Genomic DNA, 24,400 nt, shown 5'->3' with positions numbered 1-24,400 from the left:
AGAGGCTTACTCCCTGAATTTCTTGTCTGTTCTGCTTGTGGGCTGCGGACGCAGGGCATCGTCGCGCACGGCATTCAGGCCGTAGAGCGCGGCGGCCGCCTGGAGCAGCGACACGGAATAGGCTGGGTGCGGCGACGCGCGTCGGCCGCGAGCTTCCACGGGCATGCGATCCCCCTTTCCCGCACGACGCATCGGCGGAGGACGGGCGGATGGAGGCGCGCTGACAGGCAGCGCGTTGCGTGGCGGGCGTCAGGCCCTAGATTTCAGATGGATGGCACATCGTTTCATTCCCCATTCTGTTGGGGGGAACACGAAGCTGGCGTCGTCGCCCGAGCATCGTGCGCTTTAGCTGTTGGTGACGCGGAGCAAGCTGCATCCCGATCAAAAGCCGCGGGTCCGATGCCGATGTCGTCATCCGGGCGGGGACCAGTCCGCTCCGTTTCAGGCAATCTCTACTTATAAGATAGAGTGTCTGGCTCAACCAAGTTTTGCTTGGCCGTGCCCAAATTGCGCTGTGCCGGTCCATCCGCCTGTTCGAGCATGGCGTCGCGCCGGGCGAGGGTGATGAGGCGCAGGCCCGATTCGCGGGCGCGATCGAGCGCGAGGCTGGTGGGGGCGGAGAGGGTGACGAGCAGCGGGCAGGCGGCGAGCGCGGCCTTTTCCACCAGTTCATAGGAACAGCGCGAGGAGAGGAGGGCGAAGCCGCCATCCCAGCCAAGGCCGGCGCGGGCCATGGCGCCGATCAGCTTGTCGAAGGCGTTGTGGCGGCCGACATCCTCGCGCGCGAGGCGGAGCGTGCCGTTGGACGCGGCGAGGGCGGCGGCGTGGAGGGCGCCGGTGCGCTGATTGCCCGGCTGGCGCGCGTCGAGCGCATCGAGGGCACGGAACAGGGCATCGTCGCTGGCCTGGGTGACGGCGGTGACGCGTGGCAGCGGGCGCAGCGCCTGCTCCAGATTCTCTATGCCGCACAGGCCACAGGAGGATTCGGCGACGCGGTGGCGGACGCGCGCGAGGATGCGGTCATGGCAATCGGCGATCAGGCGGATGCGCAGCAACAGGCCCTGGGGCGCTTCGTGAATGTCGATGTCGATGATGTCGGCGGCACTATCGATCAGCCGTTCGGACAAGGCGAAGCCGGTGGCGAGATCGTCGAGATCGGCCGGGGTCGCCATCAGCACGGCATAGCCGATGCCATTATATTCGAGCGCGACCGGGCATTCGACCGCGACCGCGCGTGTGACGGGCGCCCGGCCGCCGTCCGGGGTGATCCGGGTGAAGCGGACGGGCCGGTCGGCGTCGCTCATCGGGCGGCGCGCACCATAACGGGAATCGACTTGTAGGCGGGGGTGCCGCTGGCCGGATCATAATCGTCGAGCGGGACGAGATTGTTCGCCTCGGGATAATAAGCGGCGAGCGATCCGCGCGCGATGGCGTGCATGACGATGGTGAAGCCGCGCAGCTCGCGCCCGGCCGGCGTCGTCACGTCGACCTTGTCGCCATGGGCCAGGCCCATCTCCGCCAGATCGATCTCGTTCGCGAAGATGATGTCGCGCCGGCCATGGATGCCGCGATAGCGGTCATCATAGCTATAGATGGTGGTATTATACTGGTCATGGCTGCGGATGGTGGTGAGCAGCAGCGGCAGCGCGCCCTCGTCCGGCGCGGCCGGGTGGGTGATGAACTGCGCCTTGCCGCTGGGCGTGTTCCAGATCCGGTCGCTGGGGCCGATGGTCAGGCGGAAGCCGCCCGGTTCGCGCACCCGGATGTTGAAGTCGCGGAAGTCGGGATAGACCGCCTCGATCCCGTCGCGGATGCGGTCATAATCGGCGACCATGCCGTCCCAGTCGGTGCGGCTGGCGGGCATGGCGGCCTTGGCCAGACCCGCAACGATCGCCGGTTCGGAACGTACATGGGGCGAGGGGGGCTTGAGCTTGCCGCGCGAGGCATGGACCATCGACATGCTGTCCTCCACCGTCACCCATTGCGGGCCGGCGGCCTGCAGATCCAGTTCGGTGCGGCCAAGGCAGGGCAGGACCAGCGTCTCGCGCGCGGTCAGCAGGCAGGTGCGGTTGAACTTGGTGAGGATGTTGATCGACAGGTCGAGCCGGCGCACGGCGGCGAAACAGGCATCGGGATCGGGCATGGCGACGGCGAGATTGCCGCCGAGGGAAATCAGCGCTTTAGATTCGCCGGCATGCATGGCGGCCAGCGCCTCGACCGCATTATGGCCATGCTTGCGCGGCGACTGGATGGAAAAGGCGGTGTCGAGCCGTTGCAGCATCGCTTCGGTCGGCAGTTCGGTGATGCCGACGGTGCGGTCGCCCTGCACATTGCTATGGCCGCGCAGTGGGCAGATGCCGGCGCCCGGCTTGCCGAAATTGCCGCGCAGCAGCAGCAGGTTGGCGAGCGCCTGCACATTTTGCGTGCCGTGGCGATGCTGGGTGATGCCCATGCCGTAGCAGATGATGACCCGGTCGGCCCTGGCATAGACATGGGTCATGCTCTCGATCGCCTCGCGGGTGAGGCCGGACAGGCGCTCGATCCACGGCCATTGGGTCGCTTCGATATCGGCGCGCAGGGCGTCGAAGCCCTCTGTATGCTGGGCGATGAAGCCGTGGTCGAGCGTGCCGGGCTGCTGCGCCTCGATCGCCAGCAGCGCCTTCATCATGCCCTTGAGCATCGCCATGTCGCCGCCGATCCGCACCTGATGATAGGCGGACGCGAGCGGGGTGGCGCCGGGCGAGAGCATTTCGGTGGGATGCTGGGGCGACTTGAAGCGTTCCAGCCCGCGTTCGCGCATCGGGTTGGCGACGATGATCGGCACGCCGCGCTTGGAGGCGGCGGCGAGCGTGCTCAGCATGCGGGGATGGTTGGTGCCCGGATTATGGCCGATGCAGAAGATCGCGTCGGCATGGTCGAAATCCTCCAGCGTCACCGTGCCCTTGCCGATGCCGATCGACTTGGGGAGGCCGGTGCTGGTCGCCTCATGACACATGTTCGAGCAGTCGGGGAAATTGTTGGTGCCGAACTCGCGGGCGAACAACTGATAGAGGAAGGCGGATTCGTTCGACGCGCGGCCCGAGCAGTAGAATTCGGCCTGGTCGGCATGGTCGAGCGCCTGGAGCGCGGCGCCGGCGCGGGCAAAGGCTTCGTCCCAGCTGATCGGCACGAAATGGTCGGTCGCGGCATCATAGCGCAGCGGCTCGGTCAGGCGGCCGGCATCTTCGAGCTTGTGGTCGGTCCAGTTCCACAATTCGCTGACGCTGTGGCGGGCGAAGAAATCGGGATCGACGCGCTTGACCGTCGCTTCCCAGGTGACGGCCTTGGCGCCATTCTCGCAGAATTCGAACGAAGAGGTGTGCTTGGGGTCGGGCCAGGCGCAGCCGGGGCAGTCGAAGCCGTCGGGCTGGTTCATCTGGAGCAGGGCGCGGGTGTCGGGGCTGGCGCGCATCTGTTCGGCGACCGTCTTGGCCACTGCACGCAGGGCGCCCCAGCCGCCGGCCGGGCCGTCATAGCTGGAGACGCCTTCCACCGTGTCGGGGATCAGGTCTTCGGCGGATTTGTCCATGGTCGTCTGTCCCACATCATCGCGGTGCCCCGCGTCGGATATAGGAAAATTCGGCTGGAGAACCAAGGCCGGGCAGGCAGGATGGGGCGTGCCCGCAGGGGGCTGTCATCATCATCTGCAGCTATCGGGAAAGTGATGGTGCGGTCGAGAAGACTCGAACTTCCACGGCCTTTCGGCCACAACGACCTCAACGTTGCGCGTCTACCAATTCCGCCACGACCGCACATCAACAGGGAAACCGGCGGGGCCGGTGCCTTGGTAGGAGGCGGCCCTTAGCAAAGGCTTTTGGGTCATGCAACCAGTGATCGGCATCAACGTTATCTTTGTTTGGCAGAAAGTCGGTTGCGAAAGGGGGCTGGCCCCATGTCGTTGCATTTCTGGGTGGGATCGGGCGGCGCTATGGTGGCCGCCGCCGTGATGGGGCTGGGCCTGGGCGCCTATGTCACCAGCCCGCAAAAGCCGGTGCGGCCTGCGCTGGAGGCGGAACTGGACAGCGGCGACATGGCGGCGGTGCCGAATTTGCCGGAGGCCGAGCGCGGACCGGCATTCGTGACCTGCACCGGATGCGGACCGACCCTGGAGGAACGGCGGATGCAGGCCGACATGGCGGGGCTGGATGCCGATGGCATGATTGGCGAATCGCGCGATCCGGCGGTGCGCGACTATCTGGCGGAAGAGGAACAGCCGGTCGAATCGGCGGCGCTGGGTGACCCGCCGCTGCCGCAGCCGACGGTGCGGGTCGATCGCCTGCCGCCGCGGATCGAGCGATTCGCGGCGGGCGAGGTGGAACCGGGATCGGCGCTGAGGCCGGTCGCGGCGACGACGGCGCCGCCCCCGCCGGTCCCCGCAGAACCGGCAGAGGCGGGCTTGCCGCAGTAATTATTCGGCAGCGACCGGGGTCGATGCGTCGCTCAGCGGATGGGCCAGGCGATTGACCATTTCCTTCGGGCAGACCTGCCAGATGTAGCGGCGCCAGCGATCCCAATCCTCCAGGATGGTGTTCGACCATTTGCTGTCGGTCGCGACCGCATGTTCGGCGATCAGCGCCTTCAGCTCGCCTTCCCAATGGGCACTGTCCAGACGCTGCCAGACGATGCTTTCCGGGTTGGCGCGGCTCGGGAAGCTGCCATCCTCGTCGAGGATGAAGGCCATGCCGCCAGTCATGCCCGCGCCGAAATTGGCGCCGGTCTTGCCCAGGATCACGGCGGTGCCGCCGGTCATATATTCGCAGCCATTGGCGCCGCATCCTTCGACCACCACCTTCGCGCCCGAATTGCGGACCGCGAAGCGCTCGCCGGCCTGGCCCGCCGCGAACAGCTTGCCGCTGGTCGCGCCGTAGAGGACGGTGTTGCCAAGGATGGTGTTGTCCTTCGACGAGAGCGGCGAGGAGACGGTGGTGCGCACCTTGATGATGCCGCCCGACAGGCCCTTGCCGACATAGTCGTTGGCGTCGCCGAACACTTCGAGGGTGATGCCCTTGCAGAGGAAGGCGCCGAGCGACTGGCCGGCCGAGCCGCGCAGCCGCACGGTCAGATGGCCGTCCGCCAAGGTCGACATGCCGAACTTTTCGGTCACGGCGGAGGAGAGGCGGGTGCCGACGGCGCGGTGCGTGTTGCGCACCGTGTAGGTCAGCTGCATCTTCTCGCCGCGCTCGAACACGGCGCGGGCATCCTTCATCATCTGCGCGTCGAGGCTGTCGGGCACTTCATTGCGCCACTGGGGCAGGCTGAAGCGGCGATGCTCGTCGGGCGCATCGACCTTGGCCAGGATCGGGTTGAGGTCGAGATCGTCGAGATGCTCGGCGCCGCGATTGACCTGCTTCAACAGTTCGGTGCGGCCGATCACTTCGTCGAGGCTGCGGAAGCCAAGGCGGGCCAGGATCTCGCGCACTTCCTCGGCGATGAAGGTCATCAGGTTGATGACCTTCTCCGGCGTGCCGGTGAACTTCTGGCGCAGCTTCTCATCCTGCACGCAGACGCCCACGGGGCAGGTGTTGCTGTGGCACTGGCGCACCATGATGCAGCCCATGGCGACCAGCGACAGCGTGCCGATGCCGAATTCCTCGGCGCCCAGGATCGCGGCGATGACGATGTCGCGCCCGGTCTTGAGGCCGCCATCGGTGCGCAGCTTCACGCGGTGGCGCAGGCCGTTGAGGGTCAGCACCTGATTGGCTTCCGACAGGCCCATTTCCCAGGGCGTGCCGGCATATTTGATCGAGGTCTGGGGGCTGGCGCCGGTGCCGCCGACATGGCCGGCGACCAGGATGACGTCGGCATGCGCCTTGGCAACGCCGGCCGCGACCGTGCCGATGCCGGCCTGGCTGACCAGCTTGACGCAGACGCGGGCGCGCGGGTTGATCATCTTGCAGTCATAGATGAGCTGCGCGAGATCCTCGATCGAGTAGATGTCATGGTGCGGCGGCGGCGAGATCAGCGTCACGCCGGGCGTCGAGTGACGCAGGCGGGCGATGAATTCGGTCACCTTGAAGCCGGGCAGCTGGCCGCCCTCGCCGGGCTTGGCGCCCTGTGCGACCTTGATCTCGATTTCCTCGGCGGAGCCCAGATATTCGGCATGGACGCCGAAGCGGCCCGACGCGATCTGCTTGATGACCGAATTGGCGTTGTCGCCATTCTCATAGGGCTTGAAGCGCGCGGCATCCTCGCCACCCTCGCCCGACACCGCCTTGGCGCCGATGCGGTTCATGGCGATCGCCAGCGTCTCATGCGCTTCGGGGCTGAGCGCACCCAGCGACATGCCCGGCGTCACGAAGCGCTTGCGGATCTCGGTGGTGGCTTCGACCTCGTCGATCGGCACCGCCTCGCGGGCGAAGTTGAACTCCATCAGGTCGCGAAGATAGACCGGTGGCAGGTCGCGCACGCCGCGCGAGAATTGCAGATAGGTCGAATAGCTGTCGGTGCCGACGGCGGTTTGCAGCAGGTGCATCAGCTGGGCGGAATAGGCATGGGCCTCGCCGCCGTTGCGCTGGCGATAGAAGCCGCCGATCGGCAGGCGGACGACCGCGCTGTCATAGGCCTTGTCGTGGCGCAGCATCGCCGAATAGTGGAGGGAGGCATAGCCTTCGCCCGAAATCTTCGCCGGCATGCCGGGGAAGAGATCGTTGACCAGGGCGCGCGACAGGCCGACCGCTTCGAAATTATAGCCGCCGCGATAGGAGCTGACGACCGCGATGCCCATCTTGGACATGATCTTGAGCAGACCCTCGTTGATCGCGGTGCGCTGACGCTCGAAACACTGATCGAGGGTCAGGTCGCCGAACAGGCCACGGGCGTGGCGATCGGCGATGCTGGCTTCGGCCAGATAGGCGTTTACCGTTGTTGCGCCGACGCCGATCAGCACCGCGAAATAATGGGTGTCGAGCGCTTCGGCCGACCGCACGTTGATCGACGCATAGCTGCGCAGGCCCTTGCGGACGAGATGGGTGTGGACGGCCGCGGCCGCCAGCACGCCCTGGATCGCGACCCGGTCCTGCCCGGCACGCTCGTCGGTCAGGAACAGTTCGCTGCGCCCTTCGCGCACCGCCTGCTCGGCCTCCTCACGGATGCGGGCGATCGCCGCGCGCAGCTGTTCCTGGCCGCCGGTCGAGGGGAAGGTGCAGTCGATTTCGGCCACGGCCGGGCCGAAATAGGCCTTGAGCCGCGCCCATTCGGCGCTGTTGAGCACCGGCGATTCCAGCACCAGCACATGGCTGTTCTGCGCATCTTCCTCCAGGATGTTGTGGAGGTTGGAGAAGCGCGTCTTGAGGCTCATCACATGCCGTTCGCGCAACGGGTCGATCGGCGGGTTGGTGACCTGGCTGAAATTCTGGCGGAAGAAATGGCTGATGGTGCGCGGCTTGTCGGAGATGACCGCCAGCGGCGTGTCGTCGCCCATCGAGCCGATCGCTTCCTTGGCATCCTCCACCATCGGCGCGAGGATCAGTTCCATATCCTCCAGCGTCATGTTGGCCGCGACCTGACGACGGGTCAGTTCCGCCTTGTCCCATGCCGGCAGGGCGGTGGGGACGTCGGGCAGGTCGGTGATGTCGAGGAAGTCCTTGATCAGGTCGCCATAGGGGCGCTCGCCCGCGATGCGATCCTTGATCGCGCGGTCGTCATAGACTTCGCCTTCCTGCAGATCGATCGCGATCATCTGGCCCGGACCCATGCGGCCCTTCTGGACGATGGTGGTTTCGGGCACGACGACCATGCCGGTTTCCGAACCCACGATCAGCAGATTGTCGCCGGTCAGCGTGTAGCGCAGCGGGCGCAGCGCGTTGCGGTCGACGCCGGCCACGACCCAGCGGCCGTCCGTCATCGCGAGCGCGGCCGGGCCGTCCCACGGCTCCATCACGGAGGCGAGATATTCATACATGTCGGCATGCGCCTTGGGCAGTTCGGCGCTTTCCGCCTGCCATGCCTCGGGCACCAGCATCAGCTTGGCCGTGGGCGCATCGCGGCCCGAGCGGCAGATCGCCTCGAACACGGCGTCCAGTGCGGCGGTATCCGACGCGCCGGCCGGGATCACCGGCTTGATGTCTTCCGACTGCTCGCCAAAGGCCAGCGAAGCCATCTTGATCTCGTGGCTCTTCATCCAGTTCTTGTTGCCGCGGATCGTGTTGATCTCGCCATTATGGGCGAGGGTGCGGAACGGCTGGGCCAGCCACCATTGCGGGAAGGTGTTGGTCGAATAGCGCTGGTGGAAGATGGCGACGCGGCTCTCGAACCGCTCATCCTGCAGGTCCGGATAGAAGACCGACAGCGATTCGGCGAGGAACAGGCCCTTGTAGATGATCGAGCGGCACGACAGCGAGCAGACGTAGAAATCGCTGATCTGCGCTTCGATCACCTTCTTCTCGATGCGGCGGCGGATCAGGTAGAGATCCTTCTCGAACTCGCCGACGTCGCGTTCCTCCGGCATCGGGCCGGCGATCATGATCTGCTCGATCTCGGGACGGGTGCGCTGCGCCTTCTCGCCGATGACGGAGACGTCGACCGGCACCTGGCGCCAGCCATAGATGGTGTAGCCCGCGTCGATGATCTCGGCTTCGACGATGGTGCGGCAGGTTTCCTGCGCGCTGAGGTCGGTGCGCGGCAGGAAGATCATGCCGACGGCGAGGCGGTTGGGCAGCGGCTTGTGGCCCGAATCGGCGATCGCATCGTCGAAGAAGCGGACCGGCAGGTCGACATGGATGCCGGCGCCATCGCCGGTCTTGCCATCGGCGTCGACCGCGCCGCGGTGCCACACGGCTTTCAGCGCATCGATCGCGGAAGAAACGACGCGGCGGCTGGGCCGGCCGTCGGTGGCGGCGACCAGGCCGACGCCGCAGGCATCGCCCTCCATCTCGGGATGATACATGCCCTCGGCAGCGATGCGTGCGCGCTCTTCGGGGCTGGCCATGAAATTGGTGTCGGTCATGATGACTTACCCTTGCATCTGGCCGTCCCCTTCTTGGGGCACGGCCGCCTTCATTCTGTTGGTGCCGGCGTGCCGGCGTCGATCGTCAGTTTGCCTTTTGCGTGTCCGCCCCGAGCAATGCGGTGAGGCGGTCGCGTTCGGCCTTGGTCAGGTCTTTATAGGTGCGCGGCTTGGGTAGCTTGGCGAGTTCGGCCTGGGAGGATTGCATGATCTCCGGCATGGCCTTCATCATGTCGGGCATGATCTTCTGCATGCGGCCGATATAATGGGGGTCGGTTGCCAGCTGCATGAAGCCCTCGCCGAACTTGGCGCCGGTCGGCGTCTTCAGGAAGGCGGCGATCTGATCCAGCTCGGTGGCATTGTAGCGATAGGCAAAAGCCTCCGCCATGCCGGCGCGCATGTCCGGTTCGTAACGGCCCATGAAGCGGCCCATGGCGGGCATCATGGTGTTGACGATCACGTCCATCCGCTTGCGGAAATTGGGATCGAGGATCGCCATCATTTCCTCCATCGTGCCTTCGCCCAGACCTTCGGCCCGTTCGGGGTCGATGCCGCCGACCTTCAGGAACTCGCGGATGGGCATCTTGGTCATGCTGTCCATCATCGGGCCCATCATCTTCTGCATCATCGGGCCCATCATCTTTTCCATCGTGCCGTCGGGCAGGATGAGGGTCGCGATCGGCTGCGCCTTGGCGAGTAGCGCCGGATCGACCGGCTGCTCGGCGGCTACAGGCGCCACCGGCGTCTGCGCCTGCACGGCGACCGGGGCCGCCAGCAGCAACAGGGACAGGAAGGCGAGGCGCATCAGGCGGCAACCTTCTCGCTGGCGGCGGCGACGGCCTTGGCCTTGAGATATTTGTGCATATGGTCGGTCACGTCGCGGCCGTCGCGAATGGCCCAGACCACCAGCGATGCGCCGCGCACGATGTCGCCGGCGGCGAAGACGCCGTCCATGCTGGTCATCATCGTCTTGTGATCGACGCGCAGCGTGCCCCAGCGGGTGACCGACAGGTCGTCGGCGCCGAACAGGCGAGGCAGGTCTTCGGGATCATAGCCCAGCGCCTTGATGACCAGATCGGCTTCCAGCGTATGCTCGCTGCCCGGATCGGGCTCGGGCGCGCGGCGGCCCGATGCGTCGGGCGAACCCAGGCGCATCTTGGTGACCTTGACGCCGGTGACATGCTCCGTGCCCTCGAAGGCGATCGGGGCGGTCAGCCAGACGAACTCGACGCCTTCCTCCTCGGCATTGGCGACTTCGCGCTGCGAGCCGGGCATATTGTCGCGGTCGCGGCGATAGAGGCACTTCACCGACTTGGCGCCCTGGCGGATGGCGGTGCGGACGCAGTCCATCGCGGTGTCGCCGCCGCCGATCACGACGACATTCTTGCCGGTGGCGAGCAGGGTGCCATCCTCATGGCCGGGCACGGCATCGCCGAAGCCCGCCTTGTTGGAGGCGGTGAGATAGTCGAGCGCCTTGACCACGCCCGGTGCGCCGACGCCCGGCGCCTTGATGTCGCGGGCCTTGTAGACGCCGGTGGCGATCAGGATCGCGTCATGCTTCGCACGCAACTGTTCCATGCTGGCGTCACGGCCGACCTCGAACCCTTCGTGGAAGATGATGCCGCCGTCCTTGAGGCGCTGGACGCGGCGCATGACGACATCCTTTTCCAGCTTGAAGCCGGGGATGCCATAGGTCAGCAGGCCGCCGGCGCGGTCATGCCGGTCATAGACATGGACTTCATAGCCCGCGACGCGCAGATATTCGGCGGTGGTGAGGCCGGCGGGGCCGGCACCGATGACGCCGACCGACTGGCCGCGCGCGGCGCCGGGGACGAGCGGTTCGACCCAGCCTTCCTTCCAGGCGGTGTCGGTGATGAACTTTTCCACCGAGCCGATGGTGACCGATCCGTGGCCGGAAAATTCGATCACGCAATTGCCTTCGCACAGACGGTCCTGCGGGCAGATGCGGCCGCAGATTTCCGGCATGGTGCTGGTCAGGTTCGACAGTTCATAGGCTTCGCGCAGGCGCCCTTCGGCGGTCAGGCGCAGCCAGTCGGGGATATGATTGTGCAGCGGGCAATGGGTCGAGCAATAGGGCACGCCGCATTGCGAGCAGCGCGACGCCTGTTCCTCGGCCTTGTCCAGAATGAAGGACTTGCTGATTTCCAGAAAGTCCTCGGCGCGCGCATCAGCGCCGCGCTTTTCCGGATAGGCCTGTTCCTTGCCCACGAACTTCAGCATCGGATTTTCAGCCATGGCATTTCCCTGCAACGATTGTTTGCAGTGCGCATAGCAGGAAAACCCGCGGAGTCACGCGGATTCTGGCATTTAGGGCAGTTAAGCTGACCTATTATCTGGCGGTTTGGGAAAAGACTGTCGCGGCGCTGTAATTATCTTTCAAATATTAGGTCCGTATCGGCCTTATCTCAGGCTGAGCCAGACAAGTGCGCCGATGCCGGCCATGATTCGATACCAGGCAAAGGGTGCGAAGCCATGGCGCGACACCAGGCCGACGAACCATTTGATCACCAGCAGCGCGACGATGAAGGAGACGATGAAGCCGAGCGCGATGCTGTCCCAGCCGACCTGGGCGCTGGTGAGCTGGTCGCCCTTCTTGAGCAGTTCCAGCGTCGAGGCGCCGAGCATGGTCGGGATGGCGAGGAAGAAGCTGAACTCCGCGGCGGTGCGGCGTTCGACGCCCAGGGTCAGCGCGCCCATGATGGTCGCGCCCGAGCGGCTGACGCCCGGCACCATGGCGAGGCACTGGATGAAGCCGATGCCGATGACGCGGACCAGCGGAATGTCGGCGATGCCGTGGAAGCGCTGTTCCCTGATCAGGCGTTCGATCACCAGGATGGCGACGCCGCCGACCACCAGCGCGACCGCGACCACGCGGGGCGATCCGAGCAGCGTGTCGATATAATCGTGCAGGGCAAGGCCGATGACGACGGCGGGGATGAAGGCGACCAGCAGGTTGCGCACGAAGCGGATGCTGACCGGGTCGAGGCGGAGCAGGCCCATGGCCACCGCCCAGAAGGTGCGCCAGTAGAGGACGACGACGGCGAGGATCGCACCGAGCTGGATCATGACGTTGAACATCGCCCAAACCGACGCATCATAGCCGAGCAGTTCGCTCGCCAGGATGAGATGGCCGGTCGAGGACACGGGGAGAAATTCGGTCAATCCCTCCACGATGCCGAGCAGGATGACCGTCAGATAATGCATGTCCATGGGGATGTCGGATCCTCAAGCAGGGGGCGCATAAGCCAAGCCCTCCCCCCGCGAAGGGAGAGGGCCGGGCAATGCCTATATGTCAGGGATGCACCATGCCGCAGTGCAGCGAAAAGGCAAAGCGGCATGGCCACGGCCGGTCGTGGCCGATCATCGGCCCGTCGAGCCGATGGCGGGAATGGATCAGGCCTTCACGCGGCCGGCGAAGCGGCCATGCTTGCGATAGGGGACCATCCAGCGTTCGGCGACCGCGGCCATCGGCGTGGGCGCGACGCCTAGCGCCTCAAGGCCCGGCGTGCCGGGCGCGGCGACATTGTCCTGGCCCAGCATGGCAAGCTGGTCGCGGGTGATCGGGCCGCCGGGCAGCATCGCCAGCAGTGAGGCGAAGGCACCGGGCACCTCGGCCAGCGGCTTGTCGCCACGGCCGATCGCCTTGGCGACCCAGGCGTTGATTTCCTTCATGCTCATGACCTGCGGGCCGGCGAGTTCGAAGGTCTTGCCGCCAAAGACGCCGGGCTGCTGCGCCGCGTTGGCGATCGCCTCGGCAACGTCGCCGACATAGACGGGCTGGAATTTGGTGGCGGCGCCGATCACCGGCACGACCGGGCCGCTGCTGGCGACGCCGGCGAAGCGGTTGAGGAACTGGTCTTCCTGGCCGAAGATGATCGACGGGCGCACGATGGTCGCGGTCGGGAAGGCGGCCAGCACGGCGGCTTCGCCCGCAGCCTTGGACCGGCCATAGGCCGAGGGGCTGTTGGCGTCGGCGCCGATCGCCGAGACATGGACCAGCGCGGTGACGCCGGCAGCGGCCGCCGCCTGGGCGACATTGGCGGCGCCCTCATGCTGGATGGCGTCGAAATCGCCGCTCAATATGCCGACCAGGTTGATGACGATGTCGCTGCCGTGCAAGGCACGGGCGACGGTGTCGGGCTTGCGGATATTGGCCGCGACGAACTGGGTCTGGCCCAGATTGCCGAGCGCCTTCACCTTGACCGAATTGGCGAGGTCGCGCTGGGCGATGCGGACGCGCGCGCCGCGTGCCATCAGCGTCTGGGCGACCTGGCGCCCGAGAAAGCCGCCGCCGCCGAAGATGGTTACCAGATTGTCCTTCATCACGCGCGTCCCATGCTGTTCGAAAAGGGGAAAGTTCGTGCCGTTTCCCTTGCAACTTCCGCCGCCCGCTGACAACCGCCCGCCGGCGGCGGTGTTCCGATTTCTGGAGCGTTTTCTAATCGGGTGGCATCACCCGACGCTTGCGAAAACGCGACCAGCCAATCAGCCGATCCAGCCCTGCAGTCCGGCGATCATCCAAAGGCCCAAGAGAAGGAAGAGCAGGGCCGCACCGATCTGCAGCGCGCGCATCGGCACGCGCTTCGCCAGTGCTTCGCCGAACAGCACGGCCGGGACATTGGCCAGCATCATGCCGCAGGTGGTGCCGGCGGTGACGGCAAGCAGATTGTCGAACTGGGCGCCCAGCGCCACGGTCGCCACCTGCGTCTTGTCGCCCATTTCGACCAGGAAGAAGGCAACGAGCGTGGTCACGAACACGCCGGCCTTGGACGGGGCCTTGAGCGGCGCATCCTCGTCGATCTTGTCGGGCACCAGCGTCCAGAGCGCCATGGCGATGAAGCTGCCCGCCACGGCATAGCGGAACCAGGGCTGGGTCAGCACCCCGGCGATCGAATGGCCGACCAGCGCGGCGAGGAAATGATTGGCGATGGTGGCGACGAAGATGCCCAGGATGATCGGCACCGGCTTGCGAAAGCGGGTGGCGAGCAGCATGGCCAGCAACTGCGTCTTGTCGCCCATTTCGGCAAGCGCGACGAGGGCGGTGGAGGTGAGGAAGGCTTCCATGAAGAACGTCCGGGCCGGGCTCTGACAAAAGACACAATGCCACCGTCTTCCCCGCCCGGCCGGACTGGGAAGCCGATGCCATTGGTCTCGCCCGATGCGGCTGATACCGCATCCCATATGCCATGGCCTCTCGGCCAAATATGTTGACATATGGCCCGTCCCGTCAGCGGAACGGCTGGCTACTCCCCAGATGACGCGCTAGCCTGTAGTCGGACAGGCCGCGAAAGGCAAGCCGATGGCGACGGGTGAGAACAAGACCATGGAGACGGCGGCGGATGTCGCTGCCTATCTCGACACGGTCGAACCGGCCGAGCGGCAGGCGGATGGCCGGGTCGTCGCGGCGTTGATGGCGCGGCTGTCGGGCGAGCCGCCACGGCTGTGGGGACCGAGCATCATCGGCTTTGGCCGCTATCATTACCGCTATGACAGCGGGCGCGAGGGCGACATGTGCCGGATCGGCTTTGCGCCGCGCAAGGCGGAACTGGTCTTCTATCTGGCCGGTCTCGACGACGCCGATGTCTTGGCATTGGGCAAGCATCGGCGCGGCAAGGGCTGCCTCTATGTCAAGCGGCTGGCCGATATCGACATGGGCGCGCTGGAGGCGCTGATCGTGCAGAGCCTGGCGCATATGGACGGGCTGTATCCGCGCTAGGAAAAGCGCTCAGGGCGTGCTGCTGCTCTGCTGCATCCGCCGTTCGGCGAACCATTGTTGCAGCATCTGGGCGGTGCAGCCGGTGAAGCCGTTGCTGCCGATGGCCGAGCAACTGTTGGGCAGGATCTGGCGCTGGGTCTGTTCCATCGTCGCGACCTGGCTGCCCCAGCCGGGGCCACCCACTTCTTCGGGCTTTTCGCGCAGCTTCTTGGGAATGCGATAGCGTTCGGATTCGGGCTTGCGGGCGCAGACCACGATTTCCTCGCCCTCGCCGGTCGGGCAGGGATCATCGCCATAGACGATGAGGTTGAAGATCTTCTGCGGCGGATCATCCTGGGCGACGGCGGGCGCAGCGGGCAGGGCCAGCGCGGCCAGGCCGGCGATCAGCAGGGGGCGGGGGAGACGCATCATCAATTCCTTCATTCGCCCCGGTTGCACCCCGTTCGTCCCGCGCTGCACTGGCGCGGGATCGATATGAACAGACGCCGCAGGACGCCCCATGCCGTCACGGCCGGGGCGGGACTTCCTGTTCCTGCGCCTTCTTGGCATCGGCGTCGGCCTTTTCCTCGGCCAGAACGCGCTTTTCGATCGCTTCGCTGTCGGCGTCGATAGTCGACAGGCGCCTGGCGCGCTCGGCTTCGACCAGATCCTTCCAGCTGGCATTGTCGGCCTGCTGCCGTTCCGCCTTGGCCAGGCGCGACAGCTTGGCGAAGCAGCCGGTGGCGCCGCCACCGCCGACCGGCGAGCAGCTTTCGGTGCCGTCGCGGCCGACATATTCCATCGACTTCACCCGCTCGCCCCAGGCCTGGTTGCTGGGCTTGTTCGGATCGCCGCGCAGCGGCTCGGGAATGCGGTAGCGTTCCTCCTCGCCCTTGCGCGCGCAGACGACGATGCCGTCGCCCTGGCTCTGGGGACAGGCATCATCGCCATAGACGATGACCAGATTGACCTTTTCGGAGCCGGTGCTGGTGGCGGCCGTGGGGGCGCTGTCCTGCTGTGCGAGCGCGGGGGCGGCGGTGCCCAGCATCAGGCCGGCGGCCAGAGCGATCAACGGGGTCTTCATCATCGGTCCGTCCCTTGTTCAGATGCGCTTCGAAAGCGCGATGGCGGCGCGGCAACCCAGGCGGATCGCGCCGGACAGCAGCGGATAGGCCGGGGCCTGTTCCGCGCCATGGGCGATGGCGGCGTCGCGATGCTCGACCTCCTCCGCCTGGAAATCTTTGATCAGGGCAGAGAGTTCCGGATCATCCTCGCCCAGTTGCTGCAACTGTTCCTCATAATGAAGGTCGATCTCGGTCTCGATCGCGGCGGTGCAGGCCATGGCGGCCTTCGGTCCCATCGCGGCGGTCACGGCGCCCAGCGCGAAGCCGGCGACATTCCAGATCGGGTGGATCGCGGTCGGGCGCACGCCGCGCTTGGCGATCAGCGCGTCGAAGGCGGCCCGATGACGTTCCTCCTGCGCGGCCATGCCGGCGATCAGCCGGCCATAGGGATGGCGATCGCCCATCACCGCAAGCTGCCCGGCATAGATGCGCACCGCGCCGAATTCGCCGGCCTGGTCGACGCGCACCATGGAGGCGCGATCGGTTACGTTGGTGCGACGTCCGGGACGCGGGAAATCCTTGGTGGCGCTCATGCCTTCCTCGCTTTCAGCAGCAGGGCCAAGATGGCGAGCGCGGCCGCGCCCGACAAGAGGCCGTTATAGCCTGCCAGCGAAATGCCGAAGAGGCTCCAGGGCGCAACATCGCAGCGGGTGATCGGCGTTGCCATGATCTGGCTCAAAATATCGGTGCTGCTGCCGCCGGTCGGCGTGGTCGAGCAGGCGGTCAGTCCTTCCCACCAGCCATATTCGACCCCGGCATGGAACAGGCCGATGGCGCCGCTGATGCCGATGGCGATGCCGGCGAAACCGGCGAACAGGCCGCTCATGCAGGCGCGGCCGCGCAGCGCATAGGCGACCAGCGCCAGCGGGATCGCCACCATATGGGGATAACGCTGCCACCAGCACATTTCGCACGGATGCAGCCCGCCTAGATATTGGGAGGCATAGGCCGTGCCCAGCGCGATCACGGGCACGAGCAGGGCAAGCAGGCGGGCGCGGCCCAGGGCGGGGGACAAGCTGTTCATATCGCCCGCTTAAACCCTTGTCCGCCTTTCGTCATGCTGAACTTGCCCGTCCGGTCATCCGAACGGGCACGATTCATTTCGCGCCGGGCTTGCGCGCAGCGGCCTGCTGCGCCTGGGCGATGGTGGCGCCCGGCGTGCCGGCGAGGCGGGAAATGGTCTTGAGCGCATAATCGAGCTGGAAGTCCTCGATCCCCTTCTTCTTCAGCTCCTCGGCGGTCTGGGCGAAGCGCGGATCTTCCTTGCTGTCCTCTTCCAGCGCGGCGTCGTCGGTCTTGATCTCATTGATCAGGTGCCGGCGCAGGTCGCTTTCGCGGAACTTGGGGCGATCCTTGTAATCCGGGTCGCTGAGCTGCGGCACCTTGATGTCCGGCTGGATGCCGCCTTCCTGCACGCTGCGGCCCGATGGCGTGAAGTAGCGCGCGGTGGTGAGCTTGAGCGCGGTGGTGTTCGACAGCGGCAACATGGTCTGGACCGAGCCCTTGCCGAAGCTGCGTTCGCCCATGATGAGCGCGCGATGCTGGTCCTGCAGCGCGCCGGCGACGATTTCGGAGGCCGAGGCGGAGCCCGCATCGACCAGCACGATCACCGGCAGGCCCTTCGCGTCATCGCCGGGCTTGGCATAATAGCGTTCGACATCGCCCTTGTTGCGGCCGCGCTGCGACACGATCTCGCCACGCTCCAGGAAGACGTCGCTGGTCGACACCGCTTCGTCCAGCAGGCCGCCGGGATTGGAGCGCAGGTCGAGGATATAGCCGGTCGGCTTGTGGCCCAGGCTCTTGTCGATGCTGCGGATCGCCGAGCGGACATCGGCGCCGGTATTGGCCGAGAAGCTGACGATGTTGATGACGCCGATATTATTCTTCACTTCCCACTTCACCGGCTTGATCTCGATGATCTCGCGGGTGAGGGTCAGGTCGATCGGCTTGTCGCGGCCGGTGCGCACGATGGTCAGCTTGATGCTGGTGCCCGGTGCGCCGCGCATCTTGTCCACCGCCTCGTCCAGCGTGCCGCCATAGATGAGCTGGCCGTCAATATGGGTGATATAGTCGCCCGCCTTGATCCCGGCGCGCCAGGCCGGCGTGTCCTGGGTCGGGGCGATCACCTTGACCGCGCCATCCTCCTGCGTGACCGACAGGCCAAGGCCGCCATAGCTGCCCTCGGTCTGGGTGCGCAGATTCTGGAAATCGCGCGCATCGAGGAAGCTGCTGTGCGGATCGAGGCTGGCGAGCATGCCGTCGATCGCGCCCTTGATCAGCTTTTCGTCGTCGACCTTCTCGACATAGTCGCTGCGGACCTTCTGGAAGACGTCCATGAATTCGTCGAGCGCCTTGTAGCTCGATGCCTCGCCATCGGCGAGCGCCGCGGTGGTGGCGGGGATGAGCGCAAGCGCGCCGAGCGCGACCGCGCCCTGCAGGAAGGTGGATTTCATGGCTGTCCTTGGAGTCCGCATCAAGGGATCGATATACGTCGATTCGCTATCCAACGCAAAAGCGCGCTTCGACCAATGTTGCCTGGCGTCGATGAGCGTGGGGTTAATGGGTTTGATTTCCCCCTTGTCGGGCTAGGCCGCTGATCATGAGGCTGATCTTGGACTCCAGCCGTTGCCGCGCCGCATGTATCATTTTGCAACGTTCGATGGCTTCGTTTTCGTCGAGCACCAGCGTCTCGCGCAAGGCTTTGCCGCCTCGCAATATCTGCAAGCGCAATGTGACGTGCCATCGGCCCTTGTGATCGACGGTGACGGTCTGCGTGCCATGGCACAAGGTCGCGCGCAGCGTTTCAAAGGCGATGAACTCTTCCAGGGCCTTGGCTAGTGCCTTGCCTTCAACGGCAAATGGGCCGTCGGTGCCGATGGCCTTGGCCAGTGCGGCAAATCGCTGGCCCACAAGATGGGGCAGATTGATGTTCTTGCCCTTGATCGGGACATTGGAAAGCTGGATCAACGCCTCGGTCACGGCGGCCTCGGCGCGAGCAAACTCTTCGATCATTCGTCCCCGCCAAGCACTGGCGCTCTGCCACAGATCGGGCCAGATCTCATGTGCGGGCAAGGGCAAGGGCGTATGAGCGTTCACCCAAGCAGGCGTAAGCGGCAAGTCTTGCGATTGCGTTAGCCCAGTCCCACCAGCGGCACGATGTCCACCGGACGGCCGTTGCGGCGCAGTTCGACGGTGACGGTGGGGCGGCCCTGGGCGGCGGTGAGGCCGACCGGGTCGCCCTGGCGCACACTCTCGCCGACCTGAGCGGTGACACGGTGCAGGCCGGTGATGAGGGTGGTCCAGCCCTGGCCATGGTCGATGATGAGGATCTGGCCATAGCCGCGATAGGGGCCGGCAAAGGCGATGCGGCCGGCGGTCGGCGCGACTGCTTGGGCGCCGGCCTGGGTCACCAGGGTCAGGCCGCGCGATCGCACGCCGCCGTCATTCACCTCGCCCATGCCGGTGACGAGCTGGCCGACGACGGGCAGGCGATAGGGCGGCGGGCCGCTGTCCAGCGTCTCGCGGTCGGGGGCAGGGGCGCCGGCCCGGTCGGGGCGGGCGGGCCGCAGCACCGGACCGGACAGTTGCGCGAGGCGATCGCGCAGGTCGCTCGCCACCTCCAGCTGGTCCATCAGGTCGACAATGTCACGCGCCTTCTCGCCCAGCGCCAGCGCGCGTTCGCTCTCCAGCCCGGCATTGGCGCGATAGTCGCGGGCGGCGACGCGCTTTTGCGTTTCGAGCTGGCGCAGCTCGGCCTGGCGATCGGTGAGGTCGCGGCGGCTCTTGGTCAGGGCGTCGGCGGCCTGCTGGGCGGTGGCGCGGATCGCACGGCTGCGGTCCAGCTCGGCGCGCAGACCGGCGGTGCGCTGCTCGATCACCGGCAGCACCTGTCCCAGCACCGCGCGCATATGGACGGCGTCGCTGATCGATCCGGGCTGGACGAGGGCAAGGGCGAGCGGACGGCGGCTCATCATCTGCAGCGCGGCGGTCAGGCGCACCACCGGTTCCTGCCGGGCGGCGAGGCGCGCGGCCTGGGCGCGCTGCATGCGGGCGATGATGGCGATGCGGGCCTGGGCGGCCTGCACATCGGCCTCGGCCTGCTGGATACGGGCGGCCATGGCGGCGGCGCGGCGGCCGGCTTGTTCGGCCTCGTCACGGGCCATGCCGGCCTGCCGTTCCAGCCGGACCGAACGGTCGGCGGCCTCCACCGACTGGCGGCGGGCGTCGCGCAGCGCCTTCTGTTCCTGTGCCAGCGTGGTGCCGGCGGTGCCAGGCAGGATGATCGCGGCATCGTTAGCGGCGGGCAGGCGCGTGGCGACAAGGGCCAAGATGCCGGCCAGTGCGATGCCCGTGATGCTGTTGTTGATGATGCTGCGCTTCAACCGCTTGTCCCGCCCGATAGGGCTTTGACTAGGCGCAAGCCGCGGGCATGTCGAGCCTCAGCCTTCGCGGTGATAGGGGTGGTTGGCGAGGATCGAGCAGGCGCGCCACAGCTGTTCGGCCAGCATGGCGCGGGCGATCATGTGCGGCCAGGTCATGGCGCCAAAGGCGATCAGCAGGTCGGCATTGGTCCGTTCGGCATCGTCGAAGCCGTCGGCCGCGCCGATCAGGAAGCGGATCTCGCGCGTGCCGGTGTCGCGCCAGCCCTCGATCCGCCGGGCAAAGTCCATCGAGGAAAGCTGCTTGCCCTTCTCGTCGAGCATGACCGTCACCGTGCCGGGGCCGACGGGCGGCAGCTTGCCGCCCCGGTCGGGCATTTCGGTGATCTTGTGCGGCATGGTCAGCCGCTTGACATAGCGGTCGACCAGGTCGGCTTCAGGCGAGCGCCCGATCTTGCCGCGCGCGATGATGTGGAGGAGCATGGCTCCTTCCTAGCCTGTCATCGCGCCCATGTCGAAGGGCGCGACGGCAAGGATCAGGCGTTGCCCGCGACCGGTGCGTCGACGAAGCCCCACATCCGTTCCAGATTGTAGAAGCTGCGCACTTCCGGCTTGAACAGATGGACGATCACGTCGCCGGCATCGATCAGCACCCAGTCGGCGACCGGCAGGCCTTCGACCCGCGCGGAGCGGCCGGTGGCCTTCTTGATCCGTTCGGCCAGATGCTGGGCGATCGCCGCGACCTGACGCGACGAACGGCCGCTCGCGATCACCATATGATCGGCGATGCTGCTCTTGCCTTCTAGGGGGATGGAGATGGTTTCCTGCGCCTGGTCGTCGTCGAGCGACTGCATGACAAGGGCGTGCAGGGCGGCCACGCTATCGGCGGCGGGCGCCGTATCGTTGGCAGGGGCGAGGTTAGTCAATTAAACTCCAATCTAGACGATCATCCGGCGCGTGAGCGGATCGCGCACACACGTTGCTTCATATTCGCGATGCCAGAGGGGGTCCGCCTGCCGTAGCAGGGTTGCCGATCTTGGATCAGGGCGAAAGCGCAATAGCACGAGCGCCGGTGGTCTCCAATTCGTCCAGTCTGCACTCTGGCGCGCGGACCGGACGAAGCGCCGCAGCCAGCTCATGGCCGTAGAGCCACGGGCAGCGTCATCATAGCCCGGACGGGCGATAACGGCAATGGGCATCTGTCGCGCAATGCCGCGCCAGTCGCGCCATTGGCCAAATTGCGCCAGATTGTCGGCGCCCATCAGCCAGACGAAGCGGTTGCGGGGGTAGCGCTGGCGGAGCGCGCGCAGCGAGTCGACGGTGTAGCGCGTGCCCAATTGCCGCTCGATCGCACTGGCGCGAATCGGCGCACGGCGGGCGATCTTCTGCGCATGGGCAAGGCGGACGGGCAGCGGCGCCATGCCCCTGGCGGGCTTCAACGGATTGCCGGGCGACACCAGCCACCAGATTTCGTCGAGACCCAGAGCGTCCCTGGCGAACAGCGAAATGGCGCGATGCCCACCATGCGCCGGATTGAAGGAGCCGCCAAGCAGGCCGATCTTTTTCATGGGGGCAGCCATGCCAGCGCCGGGCGCCGGCGGCAATGGCCGGCGCGCCGCGCTCATTCCGCCGCTGGCAGCGCGCGCGCCTCTTCGGCCTGGGCGTCGCGGGCGAGGACGTCGAGCGGCTCCATCGCCTCGATCTCCTTGCCGCCGGTCTCGATGTCGAGATCGCGGAACTTGCGCCCGGTGGAGAGAACGCGCGTCTCGAAGCTGCCGATGAAGCTGTTGTAATTGGAGACCGCGCTGTTGAGGCCCGAGCCCAGCTTGCGCAAATGGGTCGCGGCGACGGACAGGCGCTCATAGAGTTCCTTGCCAAGCTGGCCGACCTGCTGCGCCTGTTCCTGCATCTTGGCCTGGCGCCAATGGCCTGCCAGCGTGCGGGCGAGCGGCAGGAAGGTGGCGGGACCGCAGATGATGACGCGATTCTTGGCGGCGCGTTCCCAAAGCTCCATGTCCGCCTCCAGCGCGGCGGTGACGAAATTGTCGCCCGGCACATACATGATGACGAAGTCGGGGGCCTTGTCGAACTGTTCCCAATAGGCCTTGCGCCCCAGCGCGTCGGCATGGGTGCGCATCGCGCGGGCATGATCGAGCATATGGGCGTCGCGCAGCGCCGGATCGACCTGATCGACCGCGTTCAGATAGGCGACCAGCGAACATTTGACGTCGACCACCATCTGCTGGTCGCCCGGCAGGTTGATGACGAAGTCGGGGCGCAGGCGGCCGTCCTCGACCGCGACCGATACTTCCTCCTTGAAGTCGACGAAGGGAGAAAGGCCGGCAGTTTCGATGAGATTCTTGAACTGCTGTTCGCCCCAGCGGCCGCGGGTCTTGGGCGCGGCGCGCAGCGCGTTGACCAGCTTGGCGGTTTCCTCGCGCACCTGGCCTTGGCCCAGATGCACCTGCTGCACCGCTTCGCGCAGTTCGGCATAGCTGCCGACCCGATCTTTCTCGACGCGGGCGAGGCCTTCCTCATAGCGCTTGAGCGTGGTTTCGACCGGGTTGAGCAGCGTCTTCAACTGCGCCTCGCTCTTCTCGCTCGCCTGGGCGAAGCGCTGGTCGGCGCGGGTCAGGAACTGGGTCTGGGCGGATTCGAGCAATTTGCCGCCGATTTCGCTGAACTGGGCGGAGAGCTGTTCCTTGGCATCCTTGAGCGCCGCAATCTGCTGCTCGAACGCCTGGGTGCGGGCATGGATGTCGGACTGGAGCGCGGCCAGTTCGCGCAGCGCGGCCTCGCGCTCGGTCTGGATCGCCTCGATGCGCTGGCTGGCGGCGGCCTGCAGCGCCTCGATCCGCTGTTCGGAGGCGGCCTGCGCGGATTCGAGCCGGGCGAGCTGGCTCATGCCCTGGGCGACCCGTTCCTTCTCAACCGCCAGTTCGGCGATCGCGCCGTTGCGCTGGGCGGTGGCGATGTCGAGCTTGCCGGCCAGATCGGCCTTTTCGGCGGTCAGCGGCGCCAGCGCCTTGCCCCTGAGCAGCCAGCCGACGGCGAGGCCGATCAGCAGCGCGACGGGAATGAGAAGGGCGGCGAGGCTGTCCATAACTATCCTTTTTGGGAACGAAACGGGAACCTAGCGGGGCGCGTCGAAGGTCGCAAGAACCTTCCTCATGCCTGCCGTCATGCCGCCTGCGCGCTGGGCGCGGCGAAGCGGGCGCGATAGTCGCCTGGCGACAGGCCGACCAGGCGGTGGAACAGCTTGCGGAAGGCGGCGGCATCCTCATAGCCGACGCTCCAGGCGATCTGGTCGATCGTGCGCCGGGTAAATTCCAGATGCTCGCGCGCCCGCGCCACGCGCAGATGCTGGACATATTCGATCGGGGTCATGGCGGTCGCCGCCTTGAACCGGCGCTGGAAGGTGCGTTCCTCCAGCGCGGCCTGCGCCGCCATCTCGGTGACGCTGACCGCCTTCGCTTCCCGCGCGGCGAGCCAGTGCTGCACCTTCAGGATCGGCTCGTCGCCATGGGTCAGGCGCGGCAGGAAACGGGCGAAATGCTTCTGCTCGCGCCCGGCCGTGTCGATCAGCAGGAATTTGGCGGTGTCGAGCATCACCGTCGGGCCGAGCAGCCGGTCGACCAGCCGCATGCCAAGGTCGGTCCAGGCCATCAGCCCGCCGGCGGTGATGATATCGCCATCGTCGATGACGATGCGGTCGCAATCGAGCTTCACGGCGGGGAAGCGGGTGCGGAAGGCGTCGGCGAACCACCAGTGGGTGGTGGCGGGGCGACCATCGAGCAGGCCGGTCGCCGCCAGCAGGAAGGCGCCGCCGCAATTGGAGGCAAGGGTAGCGCCGGCGGCATGGCGATCGAGCAGCCAGCGGGCATAGGGCGCGGCTTCCTCCGCCTCGGGCACGCCGGTCAGGCGACCGGGGACCAGCCAGATGTCGGGCGTGCCGCCCAATCCTTCATGCGTGTCATGGCTGCGGGCAAAGCAGCCGTCATCGCCCATCTGCCAATGGCTGACGCGCACCACCGGGCCGCCATGCTGAACCGAGAACTGCCCGGCAATGTCGATCAGGTCGGTCATGCCATGGACCATCGCCTGCTGACAGCCCGGATAGAGCAAGATGCCCACTTCGGCGCGCGGAAGGCTGCTGTCGGCCATATGCTGGTCCTTTGTCGGAATCGGCCCGCTTAAT

The 24,400-nt window shown here is 66.4% G+C and carries 23 protein-coding genes, 1 tRNA gene and 1 riboswitch; of the genes, 2 read left to right on the top strand and 22 right to left on the bottom strand.

Translation table 11 applies throughout. From position 1 onward, the window contains the following. Positions 1 to 6 precede the first annotated feature (6 nt). The 4 genes from AC0KVN_RS16680 to AC0KVN_RS16665 form a co-directional block, all read right to left on the bottom strand. Positions 7 to 165, bottom strand: a complete 159-nt coding sequence (locus tag AC0KVN_RS16680) for a hypothetical protein (protein WP_004209804.1) — start codon at positions 163 to 165, stop codon at positions 7 to 9. A 287-nt stretch (positions 166 to 452) separates the two neighbouring features. Continuing rightward, positions 453 to 1,304, bottom strand: coding sequence for a formate dehydrogenase accessory sulfurtransferase FdhD (fdhD, locus tag AC0KVN_RS16675; protein ID WP_435567647.1), 852 nt, complete (start codon positions 1,302 to 1,304; stop codon positions 453 to 455). Continuing rightward, positions 1,301 to 3,568 (bottom strand): FdhF/YdeP family oxidoreductase, encoded by a 2,268-nt coding sequence (locus AC0KVN_RS16670; RefSeq protein ID WP_435567648.1) that lies wholly within the window; start codon positions 3,566 to 3,568, stop codon positions 1,301 to 1,303. The genes fdhD and AC0KVN_RS16670 overlap by 4 nt, the downstream gene beginning before the upstream one ends. 136 nt (positions 3,569 to 3,704) lie before the next feature. Next, positions 3,705 to 3,791, bottom strand: a tRNA-Leu gene (locus tag AC0KVN_RS16665). 140 nt (positions 3,792 to 3,931) lie between these two features. Here AC0KVN_RS16665 and AC0KVN_RS16660 point away from each other — a divergent pair. Then, positions 3,932 to 4,447: a hypothetical protein gene (locus AC0KVN_RS16660; RefSeq protein ID WP_435567649.1), complete on the top strand. Its 516-nt coding sequence runs from the start codon at positions 3,932 to 3,934 to the stop codon at positions 4,445 to 4,447. On the opposite strand, the gene gltB is transcribed toward AC0KVN_RS16660, so the two are convergent. The 6 genes from gltB to AC0KVN_RS16630 form a co-directional block, all read right to left on the bottom strand. After that, the gene (gltB, locus tag AC0KVN_RS16655; RefSeq protein ID WP_435567650.1) at positions 4,448 to 8,983 is read right to left on the bottom strand and encodes a glutamate synthase large subunit; all 4,536 of its coding nucleotides are present in this window, start codon (positions 8,981 to 8,983) and stop codon (positions 4,448 to 4,450) included. It abuts the gene before it with no gap. Positions 8,984 to 9,068: 85 nt separating this feature from the next. After that, positions 9,069 to 9,788 carry a DUF2059 domain-containing protein gene (locus tag AC0KVN_RS16650; RefSeq protein ID WP_313392833.1) on the bottom strand — a complete coding sequence of 240 codons (720 nt, stop codon included), beginning with the start codon at positions 9,786 to 9,788 and terminating at the stop codon, positions 9,069 to 9,071. Beyond that, positions 9,788 to 11,239 carry an NAD(P)-dependent oxidoreductase gene (locus tag AC0KVN_RS16645; protein ID WP_004209812.1) on the bottom strand — a complete coding sequence of 484 codons (1,452 nt, stop codon included), beginning with the start codon at positions 11,237 to 11,239 and terminating at the stop codon, positions 9,788 to 9,790. Before AC0KVN_RS16645 ends, AC0KVN_RS16650 begins: the two co-directional genes overlap by 1 nt. A gap of 165 nt (positions 11,240 to 11,404) precedes the next feature. Beyond that, complete coding sequence (locus AC0KVN_RS16640) at positions 11,405 to 12,214, bottom strand: undecaprenyl-diphosphate phosphatase (protein WP_278392017.1); 810 nt, start codon at positions 12,212 to 12,214, stop codon at positions 11,405 to 11,407. Between the two features lie 183 nt (positions 12,215 to 12,397). After that, positions 12,398 to 13,327 carry a complex I NDUFA9 subunit family protein gene (locus AC0KVN_RS16635; RefSeq protein ID WP_435567651.1) on the bottom strand — a complete coding sequence of 310 codons (930 nt, stop codon included), beginning with the start codon at positions 13,325 to 13,327 and terminating at the stop codon, positions 12,398 to 12,400. Between the two features lie 162 nt (positions 13,328 to 13,489). Then, a complete protein-coding gene (locus AC0KVN_RS16630) occupies positions 13,490 to 14,068 on the bottom strand; it encodes a TMEM165/GDT1 family protein (RefSeq protein WP_037507236.1) in 579 nt (192 codons plus the stop codon). Positions 14,069 to 14,161: 93 nt separating this feature from the next. Next, positions 14,162 to 14,269, bottom strand: a riboswitch (yybP-ykoY riboswitch). A gap of 34 nt (positions 14,270 to 14,303) precedes the next feature. Here AC0KVN_RS16630 and AC0KVN_RS16625 point away from each other — a divergent pair. Continuing rightward, positions 14,304 to 14,720: a DUF1801 domain-containing protein gene (locus AC0KVN_RS16625; protein WP_435567652.1), complete on the top strand. Its 417-nt coding sequence runs from the start codon at positions 14,304 to 14,306 to the stop codon at positions 14,718 to 14,720. 9 nt (positions 14,721 to 14,729) lie between these two features. On the opposite strand, the gene AC0KVN_RS16620 is transcribed toward AC0KVN_RS16625, so the two are convergent. From AC0KVN_RS16620 to AC0KVN_RS16565, 12 genes are all read right to left on the bottom strand, one after another. After that, positions 14,730 to 15,128: a hypothetical protein gene (locus AC0KVN_RS16620; protein ID WP_029547618.1), complete on the bottom strand. Its 399-nt coding sequence runs from the start codon at positions 15,126 to 15,128 to the stop codon at positions 14,730 to 14,732. Positions 15,129 to 15,225: 97 nt separating this feature from the next. After that, positions 15,226 to 15,786, bottom strand: a complete 561-nt coding sequence (locus AC0KVN_RS16615; protein WP_010336965.1) for a hypothetical protein — start codon at positions 15,784 to 15,786, stop codon at positions 15,226 to 15,228. A gap of 15 nt (positions 15,787 to 15,801) precedes the next feature. Further along, positions 15,802 to 16,356, bottom strand: coding sequence for a demethoxyubiquinone hydroxylase family protein (locus AC0KVN_RS16610; RefSeq protein WP_037518447.1), 555 nt, complete (start codon positions 16,354 to 16,356; stop codon positions 15,802 to 15,804). Then, the gene (locus AC0KVN_RS16605) at positions 16,353 to 16,847 is read right to left on the bottom strand and encodes a disulfide bond formation protein B (RefSeq protein ID WP_037518444.1); all 495 of its coding nucleotides are present in this window, start codon (positions 16,845 to 16,847) and stop codon (positions 16,353 to 16,355) included. Before AC0KVN_RS16605 ends, AC0KVN_RS16610 begins: the two co-directional genes overlap by 4 nt. A 73-nt stretch (positions 16,848 to 16,920) precedes the next feature. Then, positions 16,921 to 18,276: a S41 family peptidase gene (locus AC0KVN_RS16600; protein WP_004209836.1), complete on the bottom strand. Its 1,356-nt coding sequence runs from the start codon at positions 18,274 to 18,276 to the stop codon at positions 16,921 to 16,923. 103 nt (positions 18,277 to 18,379) lie between these two features. Beyond that, complete coding sequence (locus tag AC0KVN_RS16595) at positions 18,380 to 18,835, bottom strand: hypothetical protein (protein WP_435567653.1); 456 nt, start codon at positions 18,833 to 18,835, stop codon at positions 18,380 to 18,382. Positions 18,836 to 18,954: 119 nt separating this feature from the next. Further along, positions 18,955 to 20,205: a murein hydrolase activator EnvC family protein gene (locus tag AC0KVN_RS16590; RefSeq protein WP_435567654.1), complete on the bottom strand. Its 1,251-nt coding sequence runs from the start codon at positions 20,203 to 20,205 to the stop codon at positions 18,955 to 18,957. A gap of 57 nt (positions 20,206 to 20,262) precedes the next feature. Further along, positions 20,263 to 20,685 (bottom strand): 23S rRNA (pseudouridine(1915)-N(3))-methyltransferase RlmH, encoded by a 423-nt coding sequence (locus AC0KVN_RS16585; protein ID WP_004209840.1) that lies wholly within the window; start codon positions 20,683 to 20,685, stop codon positions 20,263 to 20,265. Positions 20,686 to 20,738: 53 nt separating this feature from the next. After that, complete coding sequence (gene rsfS / locus AC0KVN_RS16580; protein WP_004209841.1) at positions 20,739 to 21,128, bottom strand: ribosome silencing factor; 390 nt, start codon at positions 21,126 to 21,128, stop codon at positions 20,739 to 20,741. A gap of 12 nt (positions 21,129 to 21,140) precedes the next feature. Next, positions 21,141 to 21,770: a nicotinate-nucleotide adenylyltransferase gene (locus tag AC0KVN_RS16575; protein WP_037507245.1), complete on the bottom strand. Its 630-nt coding sequence runs from the start codon at positions 21,768 to 21,770 to the stop codon at positions 21,141 to 21,143. Between the two features lie 53 nt (positions 21,771 to 21,823). Beyond that, positions 21,824 to 23,305, bottom strand: a complete 1,482-nt coding sequence (locus tag AC0KVN_RS16570) for a DNA recombination protein RmuC (protein WP_435567655.1) — start codon at positions 23,303 to 23,305, stop codon at positions 21,824 to 21,826. 77 nt (positions 23,306 to 23,382) lie between these two features. Next, complete coding sequence (locus AC0KVN_RS16565) at positions 23,383 to 24,366, bottom strand: GlxA family transcriptional regulator (RefSeq protein ID WP_069337461.1); 984 nt, start codon at positions 24,364 to 24,366, stop codon at positions 23,383 to 23,385. Positions 24,367 to 24,400 lie beyond the last annotated feature (34 nt).

The organism is Sphingobium sp. SG1 (genome assembly GCF_057063145.1).
Note: the sequence above shows the minus strand (reverse complement) of the source record. Positions and strands in the feature narration are given on the sequence as shown.